This is a genomic window from Streptomyces flavovariabilis, assembly GCF_000725785.1.
In the GTDB taxonomy this organism is placed as follows: Bacteria; Actinomycetota; Actinomycetes; order Streptomycetales; family Streptomycetaceae; genus Streptomyces; species Streptomyces hawaiiensis.
In genome coordinates, this window is record NZ_JNXD01000027.1 from 73573 (window position 1) to 90814 (window position 17242).

The window sequence follows — 17242 nt, forward strand, 5'->3', positions numbered from 1 at the left end:
GCGAGAGCGCGTGCGGGATCCCGCACGGGCCCCTCGCCCTCTCCCCCGCGGCGGGCCGCCGCCGATGAGTGACGGCGGCCCGCGCCGGAGTCCCGCCGGTCAGGCGCCGACGTAGGCCGCCAGGTGCTCGCCGGTGAGGGTGGAGCGGGCGGAGACCAGGTCGGCCGGGGTCCCCTCGAAGACGACACGACCGCCATCGTGACCGGCACCGGGGCCAAGGTCGATGATCCAGTCCGCGTGTGCCATCACCGCCTGGTGATGCTCGATGACGATGACCGACTTGCCGGAGTCGACCAGCCGGTCCAGCAGTCCGAGCAACTGCTCGACGTCGGCGAGATGCAGACCTGTGGTCGGCTCGTCGAGGACGTAGATCCCGCCCTTTTCGGCCATGTGCGTGGCCAGCTTCAGCCGCTGCCGCTCCCCACCGGAGAGCGTGGTCAGCGGCTGGCCCAGAGTCAGGTATCCCAGCCCGACGTCCGCGAGCCGGCCGAGGATGGCATGGGCCGCTGGGATGCGTGCCTCGCCGGCGCGGAAGAACTCCTCCGCCTCCGTCACCGGCATCGCCAGCACCTCGCTGATGTCCCGTCCGCCGAGCCGGTACTCCAGCACCGCGGCCTGGAACCTCTTGCCGCCGCACTCTTCGCAGGGGGTGGCGACCCCGGCCATCATCGCCAGGTCGGTGTAGACGACCCCGGCGCCGTTGCAGGTGGGGCAGGCGCCCTCGGAATTGGCGCTGAACAGGGCAGGCTTGACGCCGTTGGCCTTGGCGAAGGCCTTGCGGATCGGGTCGAGCAGCCCGGTGTAGGTGGCGGGGTTGCTGCGCCGTGAGCCGCGGATGGGCGTCTGGTCGACCGACACCACTCCCGCGCTCGCCGGGACCGACCCGTGCAGCAGTGAACTCTTGCCGGACCCGGCGACCCCGGTCACCGCGGTCAGCACCCCGAGCGGGATGTCCACGTCGACGCCCTGGAGATTGTTCGCCCGCGCCCCGCGGATCTCCAGCACACCTTCGGGCTTGCGCACCGACTCCTTCAGCGACGCCCGGTCGTCCAGGTGCCGCCCGGTCAGCGTGCCACTCCCGCGCAGCCCTTCGACACTGCCCTCGAAACAGACGGTGCCGCCCGCCGTCCCCGCGCCGGGCCCCAGATCGATCACATGGTCGGCGAACGCGATGACCTCGGGCTTGTGCTCCACCACCAGCACGGTGTTGCCCTTGTCCCGCAGCCGCAGCAGCAGTTCGTTCATGCGCTGGATGTCATGGGGGTGCAGACCCGTGCTGGGCTCGTCGAACACGTAGGTGACGTCGGTGAGCGACGAGCCGAGATGGCGCACCATCTTCACGCGCTGGGCCTCACCGCCCGACAAGGTGCCCGCGGGCCGGTCCAGCGAGAGATAGCCGAGGCCGATCTCCACGAACGAGTCGAGGGTCTGCCGCAGCGTGTCCAGCAGGGGTGCGACCGAGGGCTGGTCGAGGCCGCGGACCCAGTCGGCCAGGTCGCGGACCTCCATCGCGCACGCGTCGGCGATGTTGACGCCCTTGATCCTCGACGCCCGGGCCGCCTCGTTCAGCCGGCTCCCGTCGCACTCGGGGCAGGTGACGAAGGTGGCCGCCCGCTCCACGAACGCCCGGACGTGCGGCTGCAACCCGTCACTGTCCTTGGCCAGGATCGACTTGCGCACCTTGGGGATCAGTCCCTCGTAGGTGACGTTGATGCCGTCGACCTTCACCTTGGTCGGCTCGCGGTGCAGGAAGTCGTGGAGTTCCGTCTCGCTGTAGTCACGGATCGGCTTGCCGGGGTCGACGAAACCCGACCCGGCGAAGATCCGCACGAACCAGCTGCCCGCCTTGTAGCCGGGGACGGTGATCGCCCCGTCCGCGAGCGACTTGCTCTCGTCGTAGAACTGCGTCAGATCGAGGTCGGTCACATGGCCCGTGCCCTGGCACCGGGGGCACGCGCCGGCGGGCTGGTTGAAGCTGTAGTGGAACGGGGGCCCGGCGCTCGGCTCGCCGAGCCGGCTGAAGACGATCCGCAGCATCGCGTTGGCGTCGGTCGCGGTGCCGACCGTGGAGCGGCCGTTGGCGCCCATCCGCTCCTGGTCGACGATGATGGCCGTGGTCAGCCCCTCCAGCACGTCGGCCTCCGGCCGCGCAAGCGTCGGCATGAAGGTCTGTAAGAACGCGCTGTAGGTCTCGTTGATCAGCCGCCGCGACTCCGCGGCGATCGTGTCGAACACCAGCGAACTCTTGCCGGAACCGGAGACGCCGGTCAGCACCGTCAGCCGCCGCTTGGGAATCTCGACGCTGACGTCCTTGAGGTTGTTCACCCGCGCACCCTGCACGCGGATCATGTCGTGGCTGTCGGCGATACGCGGCGCGCGCGATGTCGTGTCCGTACTCGCGGTCATGCTCACTGCTGTCTCCCTCTGTTACGCCCGGGCCACCGTCACGGCCTCCGCCTCCTCGGCCGAATCGATCTAACCAGCTCTCCGGAGCACGTGCGAAGAGCGCAGTTGGGGACGGACGCCAGATGTGCGAAGGGCCCCCTCGAAGATCAAGCGCTTCAACGGCGGCGCACGGCGAGGGCTGCGATGTCTCGTAGGCACTCGCGCTGCACGACCGAACCGTCGACGCCGTTGCCGCCGGCCGGCGACAGCCCGGAAGCGACCACCGGTTCGAAGCGGTCGGCCCGGCAACCACCGTCCGGCTGCGCGAAGTACCTGGTGCGCGAGGGCCGCCGGCCGGAGCGTGGCGGCCGGCGCCCGCCCGTCACTTCCGTGCTGTCGTCGCGAAGGGGACGGAGCGCAGGTGTTCCCTCAGCCACTGCTCGGTGTTGCTCACGTGGAGCAGCGCGGCGGCCTGGCTGAGGGCGGCGTCACGGATGGACAGGGCGTTGAAGATCGCCTCGTGCTCGGCGAGGGTGCGGCCCGCGGCCTTGTCGTCGACCAGGCCGCGCCAGATGCGGGCGCGCAGGGTGCGGCCGGAGATCCCTTCCAGGAGAGTGAGGAGGCTCTCGTTGCCCGTGGCCGAGACGACGGCGCGGTGGAAGGCTGCGTCGTGGGCGTTGAGCTGTTCGACGTCGTCGCGGGCCTCGCGCATGGCGTCCAGGTGCCGCTTCACCTCAGCCAGTTGGGCGTCGGAGATCCGGGTGGCGGCCAGCGCCGTGGCCATCGGTTCGAGGAGCCGCCGTACCTCCATGAGGTCCTGCAGAGCGACCGAGTCGCCCTGCAGCAGTTCCACCGCGCCGCCGAGCCCCTCCAGCAGCAGGCTCGGCTGGAGGCTGGTCACATACGTGCCGTCGCCTCGCCTGACCTCCAGGACCCGCGCGACGGCCAGGGCCTTGACCGCTTCGCGGGCGAGGTTGCGGGACAGGCCCAGCTGAGCGGCCAGGTCCGGCTCCGGTGGGAGCTTCGACCCCGGAGGCAGGGCACCGGTCTGGATCAGCTCACGGATCTGCTCGATGGCTTTGTCCGTCAGAGACACCGCTCACCCCTCCCCCCATCACGCCTGGTGAGCACGCCCCACCTGATCAGCCCCTGTGCGCGGAGATCGTCCCGGAGACCGTCCGGGGCTCGCTGATCAAGGTGTTCCACGTTTCGTCCGACCTGTTCCGGAGTCCGCATGCCGAGGGTGACGTTGATGATACTGGGATGTGTGTACGGGTCGGCGATCACGGCGGCGGGCAGAGTGGTGCCGTACGCCGCACAGACCTCGGTGGTCGCCCGAGCCCGGGCCACCAGAGCCGGCGGGGCGTCCTGGTAGTCGTCCTTCATGCCCTCGGTGGGCCGGTCGCGGGAGAGCAGTCCGGAGTTGACGGCACCCACCGCCGGCACGGGAGCGGAGCACGCCGTCCCGGCCGCCTTGCTCCTCTTGGAGGTTGCCGATCGGCATGGATGGCGAGAGAGCCTGGAGTTGGGAATGCGAAGAGCACGACAAGGCGGCCTACGCGGCGCTGTTCGGCCCCACCGACCCCACCACGGCTGGCGGCACTCCCTTGAACCCGGAGCCGCCTTCCGCACCGTACCCGCCGCCTCGTCCTTCAGCGCCGACGGCGGCCCCGACGCGGCGTTCGCCGGGCTGACCCGCTACCGCCGCGCCCAGCGCCGCCCGCTCGCCGACCACCACCGCCTGGCCGTCATTTTCAGCGACTACATGAACTGCCTGATGGGCGACCCCACGACCGAGAAGCTGCTGCCGCAGACGGGCCCGTCCGGCCTGCTCCCGGTGGTGAGCGACCGACATCAGTTGCCGCTGCCGTTCTTCTCGATGAGCTCCTTGTACCAGTCGCGTAGCTTGTCACCGCCGGAGGACTTCCAGTTGGCGATGAAGGCCTGGACGTCGGACATCTTCTTGTTGCCGCGCACGTAGTCGATCTGCAGTTGCTCGAGCTGGCTGGAGAGGTTGGCGTAGCGGGACGGCTCGATGATGGTCATGCCGTAGATGGAGGTCTTCTTCATGAAGGCACCCATCCGCTGCTGCCACTCGACCTGCGCACGGGCGACATCGGGGAGGTCGGGGTGCGCTACGTAGGGCGCCGGTGCCGCCAGCATCCCCCAGGCGTTGACCACCTCGCTGTTGCCCTGGTCCGTCTTGACCGGGGCACCGTCCTTGACGGTGTAGTGGCTGCCCTCTACGCCGTAGTCGACGAGCATCCGCTCCTTGGTGCCGTAGGGCGCTGCCGCGAAGTTCGCGGCAGCCAGGGCGTTCTCGACCGTTTCCTGGGAGGCCCCCTTGTGGATCATCGACCAGATGTTGGCGGGCGCGGACGCGTACGTCGTCGGGTTGCCGCCGTCGGCGCCGAAGAGGTCCATGCCGTCGATCTGGAACTCCGGGTTGGCCTGGGCCTGTTCGGCGGCCTTGACGTACCAGAAGGACATGTCGCCGGTGCAGACCAGGATCTGTCCGGCGGTGAACCGCTGGCCCACGTCGCCGGTACGCGCCCTGTCATCGGGGTGGACCACGCCGGCGTCGAACAGCTTGCGGACCCACGCCAGGGATTCGAGGTACTCGGGACGCTCGATGCTGTACCGCAGCTTGCCGTCGTCATCGATGTCCCAGTTGGGCGCGACGCTGAAGATGGCGCCCGCGATCCAGGAGATGTCACCGCAGGCATACACCCTGGCCCTGGCGCTGGTGGCGTCCTTGGCCCAGCTGAGGAACTCGTCGGCCGACTTGGGTACGGAGTACCCCTTCTTCTCGAAGACGTCCTTGCGGTAGTAGGGCACGATCATGCTGGCCGGGGCGGTGGGCATCGGAATGCCGCGCAACGCGCCGCCGAAGATGCCCATGCGCCAGGCGTCGGACGGTATCGCGGCCAGGTTCGGGTACTTCTTGACCTTGTCGCCCGCCAGGTAGGGGCCAAGGTCAAGACACTTCGCGGCGACCGCGCTCCCGATCTTGCTGTTGTTCAGTTCCCAGCCGGGCACGACCACCATGTCGGGTATGGAGCTGGAGGCGAGGACGGCGCCGAGCTTCTGGCCGTAGGTCATGCCGTTCTGGTTCTGCCAGGTGACCTTGGTACCCGCCGCCGTGTCGACCGCCTTGTAGTACGCGCAGCCAGGTTTCGGCGGGGTGCCCCAGAACGGGGCCATGATCTTGACCGGGGCGCCGGTGCCGAGCTTGTCCGGTACCGAGGTGGTGAGGGCCGCGAGGTCGACCTTGCCGGTGTAGCCGGCCGCCGCACCGTTCTTCGAGGGAATGTCCGGATCGGCCATCTTGCTGGCGACGTAGGTCGGGAGCAGCTTTGCCGCGGCCTTGCCCGACGTGGTGCCCTCTCGCGACCCGCTGTCCGAACCGCCGCAGGCGGTGAGCAGCGGCATTCCCCCGGCCACCGCCGCGGTGGCGATCGCTGAGGAGGCGAGGAAGCTTCTCCGGCTCGGTCCGGAGGAGGCGGCATTCGGCGTCATTGCGTCAACCCTTCTTGGCGCACCAGGACACCCGGCGGTGGGCCGTCGGCTGCGTGTCGTTACTGGAACCGGCTGAGCTGAGCTGAACTGAGCTGAACTGAGAACAAACATCCCATCACTGCGACGCAATTCGCAGTCGAAGCGCTTCGATGTTGAGTGAGGTTAAGTGAACACCCATGGGCGCACAAGGGTGGCTTCCAAGATTCCTTTGAGGCGCCGGAGGGGACTCTTATATGGCCTGCTTGATGGGGAGGCGCCGATCCCTTGACACTCACCCAAGCGTCTGACGAGCATCGAAGCGCTTCGAAGGCGCTCTTCGCTTCATCTCAAGGGGATCCCATGTGTCAACACACATGCCACACACACCGCCGCCTTCCGCGATCCGCAGCTGCCGTTCGCGAAGCGCGTCGACGGCCTTCTGTCGCGACTCACACTCGATGCAGAGATGGGATCTCTGCACCAGTTGCCCCGGGCCCCATTCCGGCGGACGCACTGCGGCTCCGGTCGAGCGGGGCATGTCCGGCCCCCAGTAGCTCCGGCACCCGGCACCCGGCACCCGGTACCTGGCACCGCACCGGCCGGAGCGCCGTGGAGCGGGGGCCGCTCTAGGCTGGAAGCAGCCTTGGGGACCAGCCCTGACGGGCACGGCTGTCCGGGACGGAGGCGCGGCGCGTGGAGATGGTCGGCAAGCAGGACGCTCCCACTGCCGTTGCCGTGGTGGACCTGGACGGCATGGTGAGCGGCTGGAGCGAGGGGGGCCGTCTGCTGCTGGGCTGGACGGCGCACGACGCCGTCGGCCGCCCGGTGACCGACCTTCTGGTCACTCCGCCACCACCCGGCTTCCCCGAGGGCCGTGGCGCCGGCCCCACGCAATCCGTCGCCCTGCGCCACAGGGACGGTTCCGCAGTGGACGCCGTGGTAACGGCTCAACCGCTGTCCGGCCCCGCTGGACGGGCACTGGGTCACGTGGTCACCTTCCAGCGTTGGGGACGCCGCCCGGTGATCGCCGACCGGGCCTTCGAGCAGTGCCCCTTCGCTCTGGGCGTCTACGACCCTGAACTGCGGTTCCAGTGGATCAACGCCTCATCGGGCCGGGTGATAGCACACACCGAGGAGCAAGTACTCGGTAAGAAGTACCGCGAGGTACTGCCCGAATTCGACCGCACGCTGTTCCCCGAAAGGGACGACAAGCCCTACACCGACAAGCTCTCCGAAGTGGCGAGGACGGGCGAACCCGCGCGTCTCATCACCGTCTTCCGCCCCAGCGGCAGTGACTACGCCAACGCCTGGGCCACCAGCATCTGGCCCGTCCGAGACGGCGAGGGCAGGGTCCGCGCGGTGGCCAACTGGGGATTCGACATGAGCGCCGAGTACTGGGCTCGGCAACGCCTGCTCATGCTCAACGAGGCCAGCGGCGGCATAGGCCGGACACTCGACGTGACCGGCACCGCACAGGAACTGGCCCGGACCCCCGTGCCGGGCTTCGTCGACCTCGTCAGCGTGGATCTCTTCGACGAGGTTCTCCGCGGAGAGGAACCGCCCTCGGTGTCTGCCTTCACCCCCGGCGAGACGATCGAGGTCAGCCGTGCCGCCGAGCACAGCGCGAGGGAGGACACCGACCGGGCTCCCGGACGCACGATGCCGGTCAGCCACGCTCCCGGTTCGGTCGCCGCCCGCTGCATGGCCACCGGCAGGTCGACGGTTGAGCTCGTCGCTGCGCCCGGCCAGGGCGGCGAGTGGGCCTTCGGGCCCGGGCTCGCCGCCGACCCGGCCCACTGGCCACCGGGCAACCCGGTGGTCGACGAGTCCCTCGCCGCGGTGGGGCTGACCGGCCGGATCACCGTGCCGCTCCGGGCGCGCGGCGCACTGCTCGGCGTCGTCGCGTTCTGCCGCCTTGAGCGGCCTGAGGCCTTCACCGCCGACGACTTGATCCTCGCCGAAGAGCTGACCGCCAAGGCCGCCGTGGCCATCGACAACGCCCGCCGGTACTCACGCGAGCGCACGACCGCGCTGGCCCTGCAACGCAGCCTGCTGCCGCAGAGCCTGTCGAACCAGGAGTCGGTCGACGTGGCATCCCGCTACCTGCCCGGCGGGACCGGCACGGAAGTGGGCGGTGACTGGTTCGACGTCGTTCCGCTGTCCGGTGCCCGGGTCGCCCTGGTCGTCGGCGACGTCGTCGGTCACGGCCTGCACGCCTCGGCCGGCATGGGCCGGCTGCGTACGGCGGTCCGCACCCTCGCCGACGTCGATCTGCCGCCCGACGAGCTGCTGACTCACTTGGACGACCTGGTCCTCCACCTCGCGAGCGACCTCAAGCCAGGCGACCAATTCCAGCCGACCAGCGAGTCAGGCGCCACCTGCCTGTACACCGTCTACGACCCGGTCTCCCGACGCCTCACACTGGCCAGCGCCGGCCACCCCCTGCCGCTGATCATCTCCCCGGACGGCACCAGAACCCCGGTGGCCGCACAGCCGGGACCGCCGCTCGGCATCGGTGGGCTGCCTTTCGAGGCCACCGAGCTCGAGTTGCCCGAGGGCAGCCTCCTCGCCCTGTTCACGGACGGGCTGGTGCAAAGCCGCGAACGCGACGTCGACGAGGGGATTGCCGAACTGCAGCGGGTCCTTGACTGCTCGGCCACCTCACTGGAGGCCCTGTGCGACACGGTGATGGACGCCATGCTCCCTGAACGCCGCACCGACGACGCCGCCCTGCTGCTCGCTCGCACTCACGCGCTGGACCCCCGCCACGTCGCCGACTGGGACATCGAGCCCGACCCCGCGCAGGTGCCGCGCGCCAGGAAGTTCGCCGTCGACCAGGTGGACGCCTGGGGCCTGGAGGAAGCGTCCTTCGTCACCGAGCTGGTCGTCAGCGAGCTCGTCACCAACGCCATCAGATACGGCGAACCGCCGATCAGGCTACGGCTGATTCGCGACGGTTCCCTGATCTGCGAGGTCTCCGACGCCAGCAACACCGCTCCGCACCTACGCCGGGCCCGCGCCTTCGACGAGGGCGGCCGGGGCCTGTTGCTCGTCGCCCAGCTCACCCAGGGGTGGGGCACCCGGCACACCACCAACGGCAAGACGATCTGGTGCGCGCAGGCCCTCCCCTAGGCTAGTTCCCCAGGATGCGCCACCGGTTGTCGGCAGTGCCATCGTCGACCTTGCCGGTGGTGACGCGATTCTGGTCAGGGCTGATGTTGACCTTCGTCGTGCCGCCCGACTTGGCCGCGACCTCGGTCGTGCCGCCGTCGTCGGGGTTGGCGCAGGCGGCCAGGAGGAGGGCGCCGGCGAGTCCGAGCGCTGCGGCGGTGGTGCGGCGGGCGGCGAGGGTGGTCACGGTGGTGCTCCTTGCGGTCGTCATGGGGTGGCGGTCAGAGGACCTTGGAGAGGAAGGCGCGGGTGCGCTCGTGCTGCGGGGAGTCGAGTACGGCCGTGGGCGGGCCCTGCTCCACGACTCTTCCGCCGTCCATGAACACCACCGTGTCGGCGACCTCCCGGGCGAAGCCGATCTCGTGGGTCACGACGATCATCGTGGTTCCGGTGCGGGCCAGGTCCTTGATGACGTCGAGGACCTCGCCGACCAGTTCCGGATCGAGCGCCGAGGTGGGTTCGTCGAAGAGCAGCACCTTGGGTTCGAGGGCGAGTGCGCGTGCGATGGCGACGCGCTGTTGCTGGCCGCCGGACAACTGCCGGGGATAGGCGCCGGTCTTGTCGGCGAGCCCGACCCGCTCCAGCAGCCGGCGGGCGGTCTCCTCCGCTTCCTTGCGCGGGCGGCGCAGCGCGGAGACGGGGGCCTCCACGAGGTTGTCCAGGACGGTCAGGTGCGGGAAGAGGTTGAAGTTCTGGAAGACGAAACCGATGTGGGTCCGCTGCTTGAGGACGTCCTTCTCCTTGAGCTCGTGCAGCTTGTTCCCGGAGCGGCGGTATCCGATGAGTTCGCCGTCGATGCTGATCCAGCCGCGGTCGACCTTCTCCAGGTGGTTGATGGTGCGCAGCAGCGTGGACTTCCCGGAGCCGGACGGGCCGAGGACCACGGTGACCTCACCGGCGCGGACCCTCAGGTCGACGCCGCGCAGCACCTCCAACGGGCCGAAGCTCTTGTGGACACCGTGGACGTCCACCATCACGCCGTCCACCCGCCGGCTTGGCGTCCTTGACTGCCACCGTCACGTCACTCATCGGCTGTCTCCCAAGGGCTTCAGGGGTACGACGGACTGGTTGCGCTGGGCCGCCGCCGCGCGCAGGTTGCCTACGAAGCGCCGGGCGCGCTGGAGCGGGGTGGGCGGTGGGGTGCGGTTGGCGCCCCGGGCGTAGCGGCGTTCCACGTAGTACTGGGCGATCGACAGCAAGGAGGTGAGGACGACGTACCAGGCGGTGGCGACCAGCAGGAGCGGGATCACCCGGCCGTTGCGGCCGTAGATGACCTGCACCTGATAGAAGCTCGCCGATGGACATCACGTAGACCACCGAGGTGCCTTTGAGCAGGCCGATGATCTCGTTGCCCGCGGTGGGCAGGATGGCGCGCATGGCCTGCGGGAGCACGATCCGGCAGATCTGCCGCAGCCGGGGGATGCCGAGCGCGGCGGCGGCCTCCAGTTGTCCGTGGTCGACGGCTATGACGCCACCGCGGACGATCTCGGCGGCGTAGGCGGCCTGATGCAGGGTCAGCCCGATGACGGCGGCGCCGATGGTGCCGATCAGGCTGTTGCTGTCGACGGACCAGAACACCGGCCCGAAGGGGATGCCGACGCCCAACTCCTCGCCGACCTGGTGGTCCTGGCCCAGGGACACCTCGGCTCCACGCCCACCACCGAGCACCGCGACCACGCCGCCTTCGCCCTCCGCCACGGCCGCTTCCACCTCCCGCCGGAGTTCTCCGCCGACGCCGACCTGTCCGGGCTGCGACCCGGCGAGCACGTCCTCCTGCGCGGCTTCGGCCTGGCCTTCATCGACCTGATGGCACTGCTCACCGAAGGCCGCGGCGGCACCTACCGCACCGAGGCCGATGGCACCCTCACCTACCTCCCGTCCGGTCGCGAGCCCGTCCTCCACGTCGGATCGCGGCGCGGGGTGCCGTACCACTCCAAGACCCGCTACCGGCTCCAGGGCCCTCGGCCCCCGCTGCCGCGCCACTTCGGCCCCGAGGCGGTCGACGCGCTGCTCGCCGAGGGACGCCCGCTGGACCTGCGGTGCGATGTGTGGCCGATGATGGCGAAGGAGATCGGCTTCGGCCACTACCACGAGCTCTTCCACGCCCACCCCGAGCGCACCGCTCTTCCCTGGGCGGACTTCATCGCCGCGTACGACCGTCTGGGCTGGTACGACGACGACATGGCGGCCCTCGTCGCCACGGCGGTACCCGATCCGGCAGACCACCTGGACTTCGAGGCCCTGGACCATCCACTGGACGGACTCGCGTTCCCGACGGCGGACGCGCTCCAGGAGCATCTGCGCGAGCACATCGCCGAGGATGTCGCCCGTCGCGAGGACCCGGAGTTCAGCGCCGACCTCGGAGCGTTCCTCGCCCTGCTCTCCGTCTACGGCCAGCTGCCCCGTCTGGTCGCCGCGGGACGGCTGACCGCGCGGTCCGTCGCCGAGCGACTCGACGGCTGGTGGCACGGCTTCTTCAGCTTCCTCGCCTCCGGCCCGCCCGGCTTCCGCCTGCGCCAGCTCCTCGCGCTGTCCCGGGCCGGCATCGTCCACTTCCTGGGCGTCGACGTCCGCATCGGCACCGACGAGAGCACCGGCACCTTCACCGCGACCAGCTCCACCGTCCCCGGGCACATCACACACGCAACGGCCCTGATCGAGGCGTACCTGCCCGGCCCCTCCCTCGACCGCACCGAGGACCCCCTCCTGCGCGACCTGCACCGGACCGGCGCCCTCACCGAGGAGATCATCACCGACCCCACCCACACCCACCGCTCCGGCCTGCTCGCGGTCTCCCCCGCGGACGGCCACCTCGTCGACCCGTCCCTCGGCAGCCCCCATCCCCGCCGCATCGCCCTCGGCGCCCCCACCAACAGCCGGGCCGTCGCCGCCTTCGCCCGCCCTCGCACCAACGCGCCGGCCTTCCGCCAGAACGACTCGGTGGCCCGCGCGACGCTGCGCGCCCTGAGCACCACCGAGGCCAAGACGGCGACGTCTGAGGTGGACGGCCGGCCTCTCAGTGTGTGAGACGTTCTCTACTTTTCCTATGGAATTACTAGGGAAGCCTTGACGGTGTCACCAGCGGATGCGCAGGATGATGAACATGTCCCGTACGCAGCAACGACTCGTTCGTCGTCGGCATGTCGACTTTGGTCACGTCGTCAGTGCCGCCTGCTGTCGCGCCTGAGGCACGCGGCTCACACCTTCACCGTGCCGCTCCGCCCCGCCCTTCCCAGGCGTCAGGCGAATTCACCCACTGCGTCCGACGGCCCGACACTCTTTCCGAGGGACAACCGCCATGACCACGGCACTTCCGGCCCAGGCCACCCCACACGATCCGCCGCTCTCGGGCACACCCCGTCTTCGCCTGGTGGGCGACACCACGCGGAGAGGCACCCAGGGAAACACTTCTGCCCCGCTCGTCGGCTACCTCGTGCTCGTCCCGGAGGGCACCGATCCCGCTGAGCTCTTCGTCAAGGACAGGCCACGGCCCGAGATCCGACCGGTCGTCGCCGCGGACCCGGCCCCTGCCCGGCGGACGGGAGGCGACGTCGTCCGCATCGATCCCGCGCGCCATGTCGCCGAGGTGGACGGGCGCGAACTCGACCTCACCTACCTGGAGTTCGAGCTGCTTGCGCATCTCGTTCGGCATCCCCACCACGTACAGTCGCGCGACGGGCTGGTGGCCGCCGTCTGGGGTTACGACCACATCGGCGACGGCCGAACCGTGGATGTTCACATCGCCCGCCTGCGTCGCAAGCTGGGCCGGGCTCACCGGCACCGGATCGTCACCGTTCGGCGCGTGGGGTACAAGTACGTGCCCGACCAGCAGGCGAGCCCCGACGCCGCGCTCCGCGGCCGACCTTGAGGAGACCACTTCCATGGGCCTTGCCTCCGCGCCGTCCCGTCCCGCCTCGCCATCCGACCTGCCCGGACGCGGCCGAGCTCACTGGCTGCGCGTGGCCCGTGAAGCGGCGGACGACCTGGCCACGGACACAGTGGCAAGGGAGCAGGCGGGCAAGGCCCCGTTCGACGAGGTGTCCCGGCTGCGCGAGGCGGGACTGCTGTCGCTCCTGATGCCGACTGGATCCCAGGCAGGCGGCGCGGACTGGCTGACGGCTTACGCCGTCGTCCGGGAGATCGCCACAGCCGACGGCGCCATCGGTCAACTGCTCGGCTCTCACTACTTCTTGTCGTGGAGTGCCCGCTTCTTCGCCGGGCCCGCTCCAGCCGCGCGGATCGAGGAGCGGTCCGCGGCCGAGGAGTGGTGCTGGGGCGGCGGTTTCGCACGTCAGGAGCCGCCCCTGATACTGACCAGGATTTCCAACGGGCTGGTGCTCGACGGCCGGCAGGGCTATACCACCGGGGTCCTGGTCGCCGACCGTCTCGCCGTGCGCGCCGTGCGGAAGGACACGGGTGAGCCACTCGCCGTCGTGGTGGATCCCGCCCGTCGCGGTGTGACGATCGACGGCGACGCCGACCCCTTCGGCCAGCGGCTCGCGGCCGGCGGCAGCGTGGAGTTCGACGACGTACCGCTGGGTGCCGACGACGTGCTCGGCTCCCTGTCCGCGGACGAGGACTTGCTGTCGCCCCGGGCCGCCCTGGCATCTCCGGTCGGGCGTCTCTTCTCCGCCCAGCTCCTTCTCGGCATGGCCGAGGGAGTGCTCGCCGAAGCACGCGACTACAGCAGGACGGGCCACGCGCCCTGGCACCCCGCCTGGCCGGCCGGTACCCCGCACGACCCGCAGATGCAGACCGCCTACGGAGAACTCACCGTCCTCACCCGCTCCGCGTCGGCACTCACCGATCAGGCACTGGAAGCCGTGCGGGGCGGCCTCGAGCGCGGCGACGACCTCACCTTCGACGAGTCCGCGGACATCTCCGTCCTCGTGGCCATGGCCGAAACCGCCGCGGCCAGGGCAGCGCAGGAGTCCACCACCCGCGCCCTGGAAATCGTCGGTGCCCGCTCCACCTCCGCGCGGCTGGGCTTCGACCGGTTCTGGCGCAACACCCGAACCCACACCCTGTACGAGCCCGTCACTCACCGGCTCCGCGATGTCGGACACTACTTCCTCAACGGCGCCCACCCTCCGTTCGTCCTGCCCGCCTGACCAGGAGGCGATAATGGCCGGACGTTCCATCAGAGGGCTGCCATGACGTGGTCAACGGTGCTGGCAGGTCTGACCGCCGGCCTGCTCATAGCGGCGGTGACCGCGCCCGTGGGCGTTTCGGGAGCGGTGTTCCTGCTTCCCGTGCAGTTGAGCGTACTCGGGGTGCCCAGCCCGGCGGTCACGCCCACCAACCTGCTGTACAACGTGGTGGCCGGGCCCGGCGCCCTGTTGCGCCACTACCGCGAGGGACTGCTGTACAGCGCGCTGACGCGCCGCCTGGTGGCCGGCACTCTGCCCGGTGTGGTCATCGGCGCCGTGGTACGGGTCTTCGCCGTCCCGGGGGCCACCGCATTCCGCCTCCTGGTCGCGGCTCTGCTGATGCCGCTGGGCCTGTGGCTCATCGGGCGAACCATCCGGCCCACCCCGCCGGCCCCGGACGCGGAACCCTCCCCCCGAGCCGTCACCGGACTGGCCCTGGTCGTCGGTGTTGTGGGCGGGATCTACGGGATCGGCGGCGGATCCCTCCTCGGCCCCGTCCTGGTCGGCCGGGGCATGCCCGTCGCGCGGGTGGCGCCGGCCGCCCTCGCCTCCACTTTCGTCACCTCCGTGGCCGGTGCCGCGGCCTTCGCGCTGTTGTCCCTGACCGGCTCCGGCGATATCGCCCCTGACTGGCACCTCGGTCTGGCCTGCGGTCTCGGCGGACTGGTCGGGGGCTACCTCGGAGCCTGTCTGCGACCTCGTCTGCCCGAGACCGCACTTCGCCTCCTGCTCGGCGTCCTGGCCTCCGCCCTCGGTGCCCTCTACGCCGTACAGTCACTGCGCTGACGGCGCGCAAGACGCCCAGGACATTGGACCAATAACCACCGATCTCTAGGAATCTGTGGGGTGGGGTCGTCATGCGAACGCGCAACCGCACGGCCCTGTTGCCGCCCCTCCTGACCTCGCGTCGCCACATCGACTTCGGCCGGACCTCCAGCGCCATCTGTCAGCTCGTCTGAGACTCTCCGCGCAATCCGCATGCCCCCACACCGCTGCGCCCCTGCCGTCCCGCCGGATGGCGGGCGAAGCGGTGTGCCGGTGTGTATCAGCAGGCTCCACGCTCCCGTGCCGTGCTCCCCGAACGCCCTTCCCTTGAGAGGACACCTCCGTGTCTGCCGCAAGACCGCTCACCACCCTGCGCACCTTCGCCGTCCTCGCGGCGCTCCCCCTGCTGCTGACCGCCTGCGGCTACGGCGCCGAGTCCACCGACGACGGCAAGCAGACCGAGGTCGCGGCGGACGCCAAGAAGCTCTCGCCGACGAAGTGAAGATCGGCTACTTCCCCAACCTCACGCACGCCACCGCGCTGGTCGGCGTCCAGGAAGGCCTGCTGCAGAAGGAGCTCGGCGGCACCAGGATCAAGGCGTCCACCTTCAACGCCGGCCCCTCCGAGATCGAGGCCCTGAACGCCGGTTCCATCGACATCGGCTGGATCGGCCCGTCCCCTGCCATCAACGGCTACACCAAGTCGAACGGCAAAAACCTGCGCATCATCAGCGGCTCCGCCTCCGGCGGTGTGAAGCTGGTCGTCAACCCCGAAAAGATCAAGTCCCTGAAGGACGTCAAGGGCAAGAAGATCGCCACCCCGCAGCTCGGCAACACCCAGGACGTCGCGCTGCTGAACTGGATCTCGGAGCAGGGCTGGAAGGTCGACGCGCAGAGCGGTAAGGGCGATGTTTCCGTCGTCCGCACCGACAACAAGATCACACCGGACGCCTACAAGTCCGGCTCGATCGACGGCGCCTGGGTGCCGGAGCCGACGGCGTCCAAGCTCGTCGCCGAGGGCGGCAAGGTGCTGCTCGACGAGGCCGACCTGTGGCCCGACAAGAAGTTCGTGATCACGAACATCATCGTCTCGCAGGCGTTCCTGAAGAAGCACCCGGACGTCGTTCAGGCCGTGCTGCGCGGCTCGGTGAAGACCAACGCGTGGATCAACGCCAACCCGGACAAGGCCAAGGCCTCGGCCAACGAGGCGCTGAAGGAGGAGTCCGGAAAGGCCCTGCCCGCCGAGGTCATCGACCCGGCCTGGAAGTCCATCACCTTCCTCGACGACCCGCTGGCCTCCACCCTCAGCACCGAGGCGGAGCACGCGGTGAAGTCCGGTCTGCTGGAAAAGCCCGATCTGAAGGGCATCTACGACCTCGCACCGCTGAACAAGGTCCTCAAGTCCGAGGGCAAGGACGAGGTCGACGACGCGGGTCTCGGCGCCGAATAGCCGAGTGACTGACAACCGGATCCGATGAGTTACCAGGAGGTGACGACCATGGCCACCGCGGTCGCCAAGGCTGCACGAGCGGTGACGCACGCCGCCCGCATCGAGCACGTCTCGAAGTCCTTCCCCGCGCCGGGTACGCCCGGCGGACAACAACTCGTACTGGACGACATCACGCTCGACGTCGCACCCGGCGAGTTCGTCACCCTCCTGGGAGCCTCCGGCTGCGGCAAGTCCACCCTGCTCAACCTGGTCGCGGGACTGGACCTGCCCTCCGCCGGCTCGATCGACACGGAAGGCCGGCCCGCCCTGATGTTCCAGGAACACGCCCTGTTCCCATGGCTGACCGCGGGCAAGAACCTCGAACTCGCGCTGAAACTGCGCGGGGTCGCCAAGCCGGAACGCCGCCGGGAGGCCGAACGGCTGCTGGAACTCGCACGGCTGCAGGGCGCGTACCGCAAGCGGGTGCACGAACTGTCCGGCGGCATGCGGCAGCGCGTCGCACTGGCCCGGGCGCCGGCCCAGGACAGCCGACTGCTGCTGATGGACGAGCCGTTCGCCGCTCTGGACGCCATCACCCGCGACGTGCTGCACGACGAACTGACCCGCATCTGGCGCGAGACGGGACTGTCGGTGCTGTTCGTCACGCACAACGTGCGCGAGGCGGTGAAGCTGGCGCAGCGGGTGGTGCTCTGACGAGTGACCCGCACGAACTCCTCGTTCGTCGGCGCGCGGAACACAGGGTCGTGAAACTGCGCCGGGCAGCTGACGAACGTGCCCGGTGCGTAGCGCCCACCCGGCCTTCGCCGTGCGCTGCTCCTACGTTC

The 17242-nt window shown here is 69.7% G+C and carries 11 protein-coding genes and 4 pseudogenes; 8 read left to right on the forward strand and 7 right to left on the reverse strand.

Annotation, left to right across the window (positions count from 1 at the left end):
• Positions 1-99 precede the first annotated feature (99 nt).
• The 4 genes and pseudogenes from IO24_RS0134715 to IO24_RS0134735 form a co-directional block, all read right to left on the reverse strand.
• Positions 100-2406 (reverse strand): ATP-binding cassette domain-containing protein, encoded by a 2307-nt coding sequence (locus tag IO24_RS0134715; protein ID WP_031142915.1) that lies wholly within the window; start codon positions 2404-2406, stop codon positions 100-102.
• A gap of 361 nt (positions 2407-2767) precedes the next feature.
• Entirely contained in the window at positions 2768-3481 is a 714-nt protein-coding gene (locus IO24_RS0134725; protein ID WP_031142919.1) for a FadR/GntR family transcriptional regulator, read from the reverse strand.
• A pseudogene (locus IO24_RS0134730) lies at positions 3472-3831 on the reverse strand (aldo/keto reductase); the annotation flags it as partial. The gene IO24_RS0134725 and the pseudogene IO24_RS0134730, both read right to left, overlap by 10 nt.
• A gap of 408 nt (positions 3832-4239) precedes the next feature.
• Positions 4240-5904: an extracellular solute-binding protein gene (locus IO24_RS0134735; RefSeq protein WP_031142924.1), complete on the reverse strand. Its 1665-nt coding sequence runs from the start codon at positions 5902-5904 to the stop codon at positions 4240-4242.
• A gap of 678 nt (positions 5905-6582) precedes the next feature.
• Between IO24_RS0134735 and IO24_RS0134740 the strand changes: the two genes are divergently transcribed.
• Complete coding sequence (locus tag IO24_RS0134740; RefSeq protein ID WP_031142926.1) at positions 6583-9015, forward strand: ATP-binding SpoIIE family protein phosphatase; 2433 nt, start codon at positions 6583-6585, stop codon at positions 9013-9015.
• A 1-nt stretch (position 9016) separates the two neighbouring features.
• Here the strand turns inward: IO24_RS0134740 and IO24_RS0134745 are convergent, their stop codons facing one another.
• The 3 genes and pseudogenes from IO24_RS0134745 to IO24_RS47445 all read right to left on the reverse strand — a co-directional run.
• Entirely contained in the window at positions 9017-9241 is a 225-nt protein-coding gene (locus IO24_RS0134745) for a hypothetical protein (RefSeq protein WP_031142929.1), read from the reverse strand.
• Between the two features lie 34 nt (positions 9242-9275).
• Positions 9276-10040, reverse strand: coding sequence for an amino acid ABC transporter ATP-binding protein (locus tag IO24_RS0134750; RefSeq protein WP_107063083.1), 765 nt, complete (start codon positions 10038-10040; stop codon positions 9276-9278).
• Between the two features lie 39 nt (positions 10041-10079).
• Positions 10080-10665 (reverse strand): annotated as a pseudogene (locus tag IO24_RS47445) (amino acid ABC transporter permease); the annotation flags it as partial.
• Between IO24_RS47445 and IO24_RS0134760 the strand changes: the two are divergent.
• The 7 genes and pseudogenes from IO24_RS0134760 to IO24_RS0134785 all read left to right on the forward strand — a co-directional run.
• Positions 10561-12081 carry an FAD/NAD(P)-binding protein gene (locus IO24_RS0134760; protein WP_234335340.1) on the forward strand — a complete coding sequence of 507 codons (1521 nt, stop codon included), beginning with the start codon at positions 10561-10563 and terminating at the stop codon, positions 12079-12081. The pseudogene IO24_RS47445 and the gene IO24_RS0134760 sit on opposite strands and share 105 nt — an antisense overlap.
• 271 nt (positions 12082-12352) lie before the next feature.
• Positions 12353-12922 (forward strand): winged helix-turn-helix domain-containing protein, encoded by a 570-nt coding sequence (locus IO24_RS0134765; protein WP_031142937.1) that lies wholly within the window; start codon positions 12353-12355, stop codon positions 12920-12922.
• Between the two features lie 13 nt (positions 12923-12935).
• A complete protein-coding gene (locus IO24_RS0134770; RefSeq protein ID WP_031142939.1) occupies positions 12936-14165 on the forward strand; it encodes an acyl-CoA dehydrogenase family protein in 1230 nt (409 codons plus the stop codon).
• 42 nt (positions 14166-14207) lie between these two features.
• On the forward strand, positions 14208-14990 hold the full coding sequence (locus IO24_RS0134775) for a sulfite exporter TauE/SafE family protein (protein WP_031142941.1): 783 nt from the start codon (positions 14208-14210) through the stop codon (positions 14988-14990).
• A gap of 71 nt (positions 14991-15061) precedes the next feature.
• Positions 15062-15163, forward strand: coding sequence for a putative leader peptide (locus IO24_RS47450; RefSeq protein ID WP_338055604.1), 102 nt, complete (start codon positions 15062-15064; stop codon positions 15161-15163).
• Positions 15164-15312: 149 nt separating this feature from the next.
• Positions 15313-16418: pseudogene (locus IO24_RS41205) on the forward strand (aliphatic sulfonate ABC transporter substrate-binding protein).
• A gap of 48 nt (positions 16419-16466) precedes the next feature.
• A pseudogene (locus tag IO24_RS0134785) lies at positions 16467-17108 on the forward strand (ABC transporter ATP-binding protein); the annotation flags it as partial.
• Between the last annotated feature and the right edge of the window lie 134 nt (positions 17109-17242).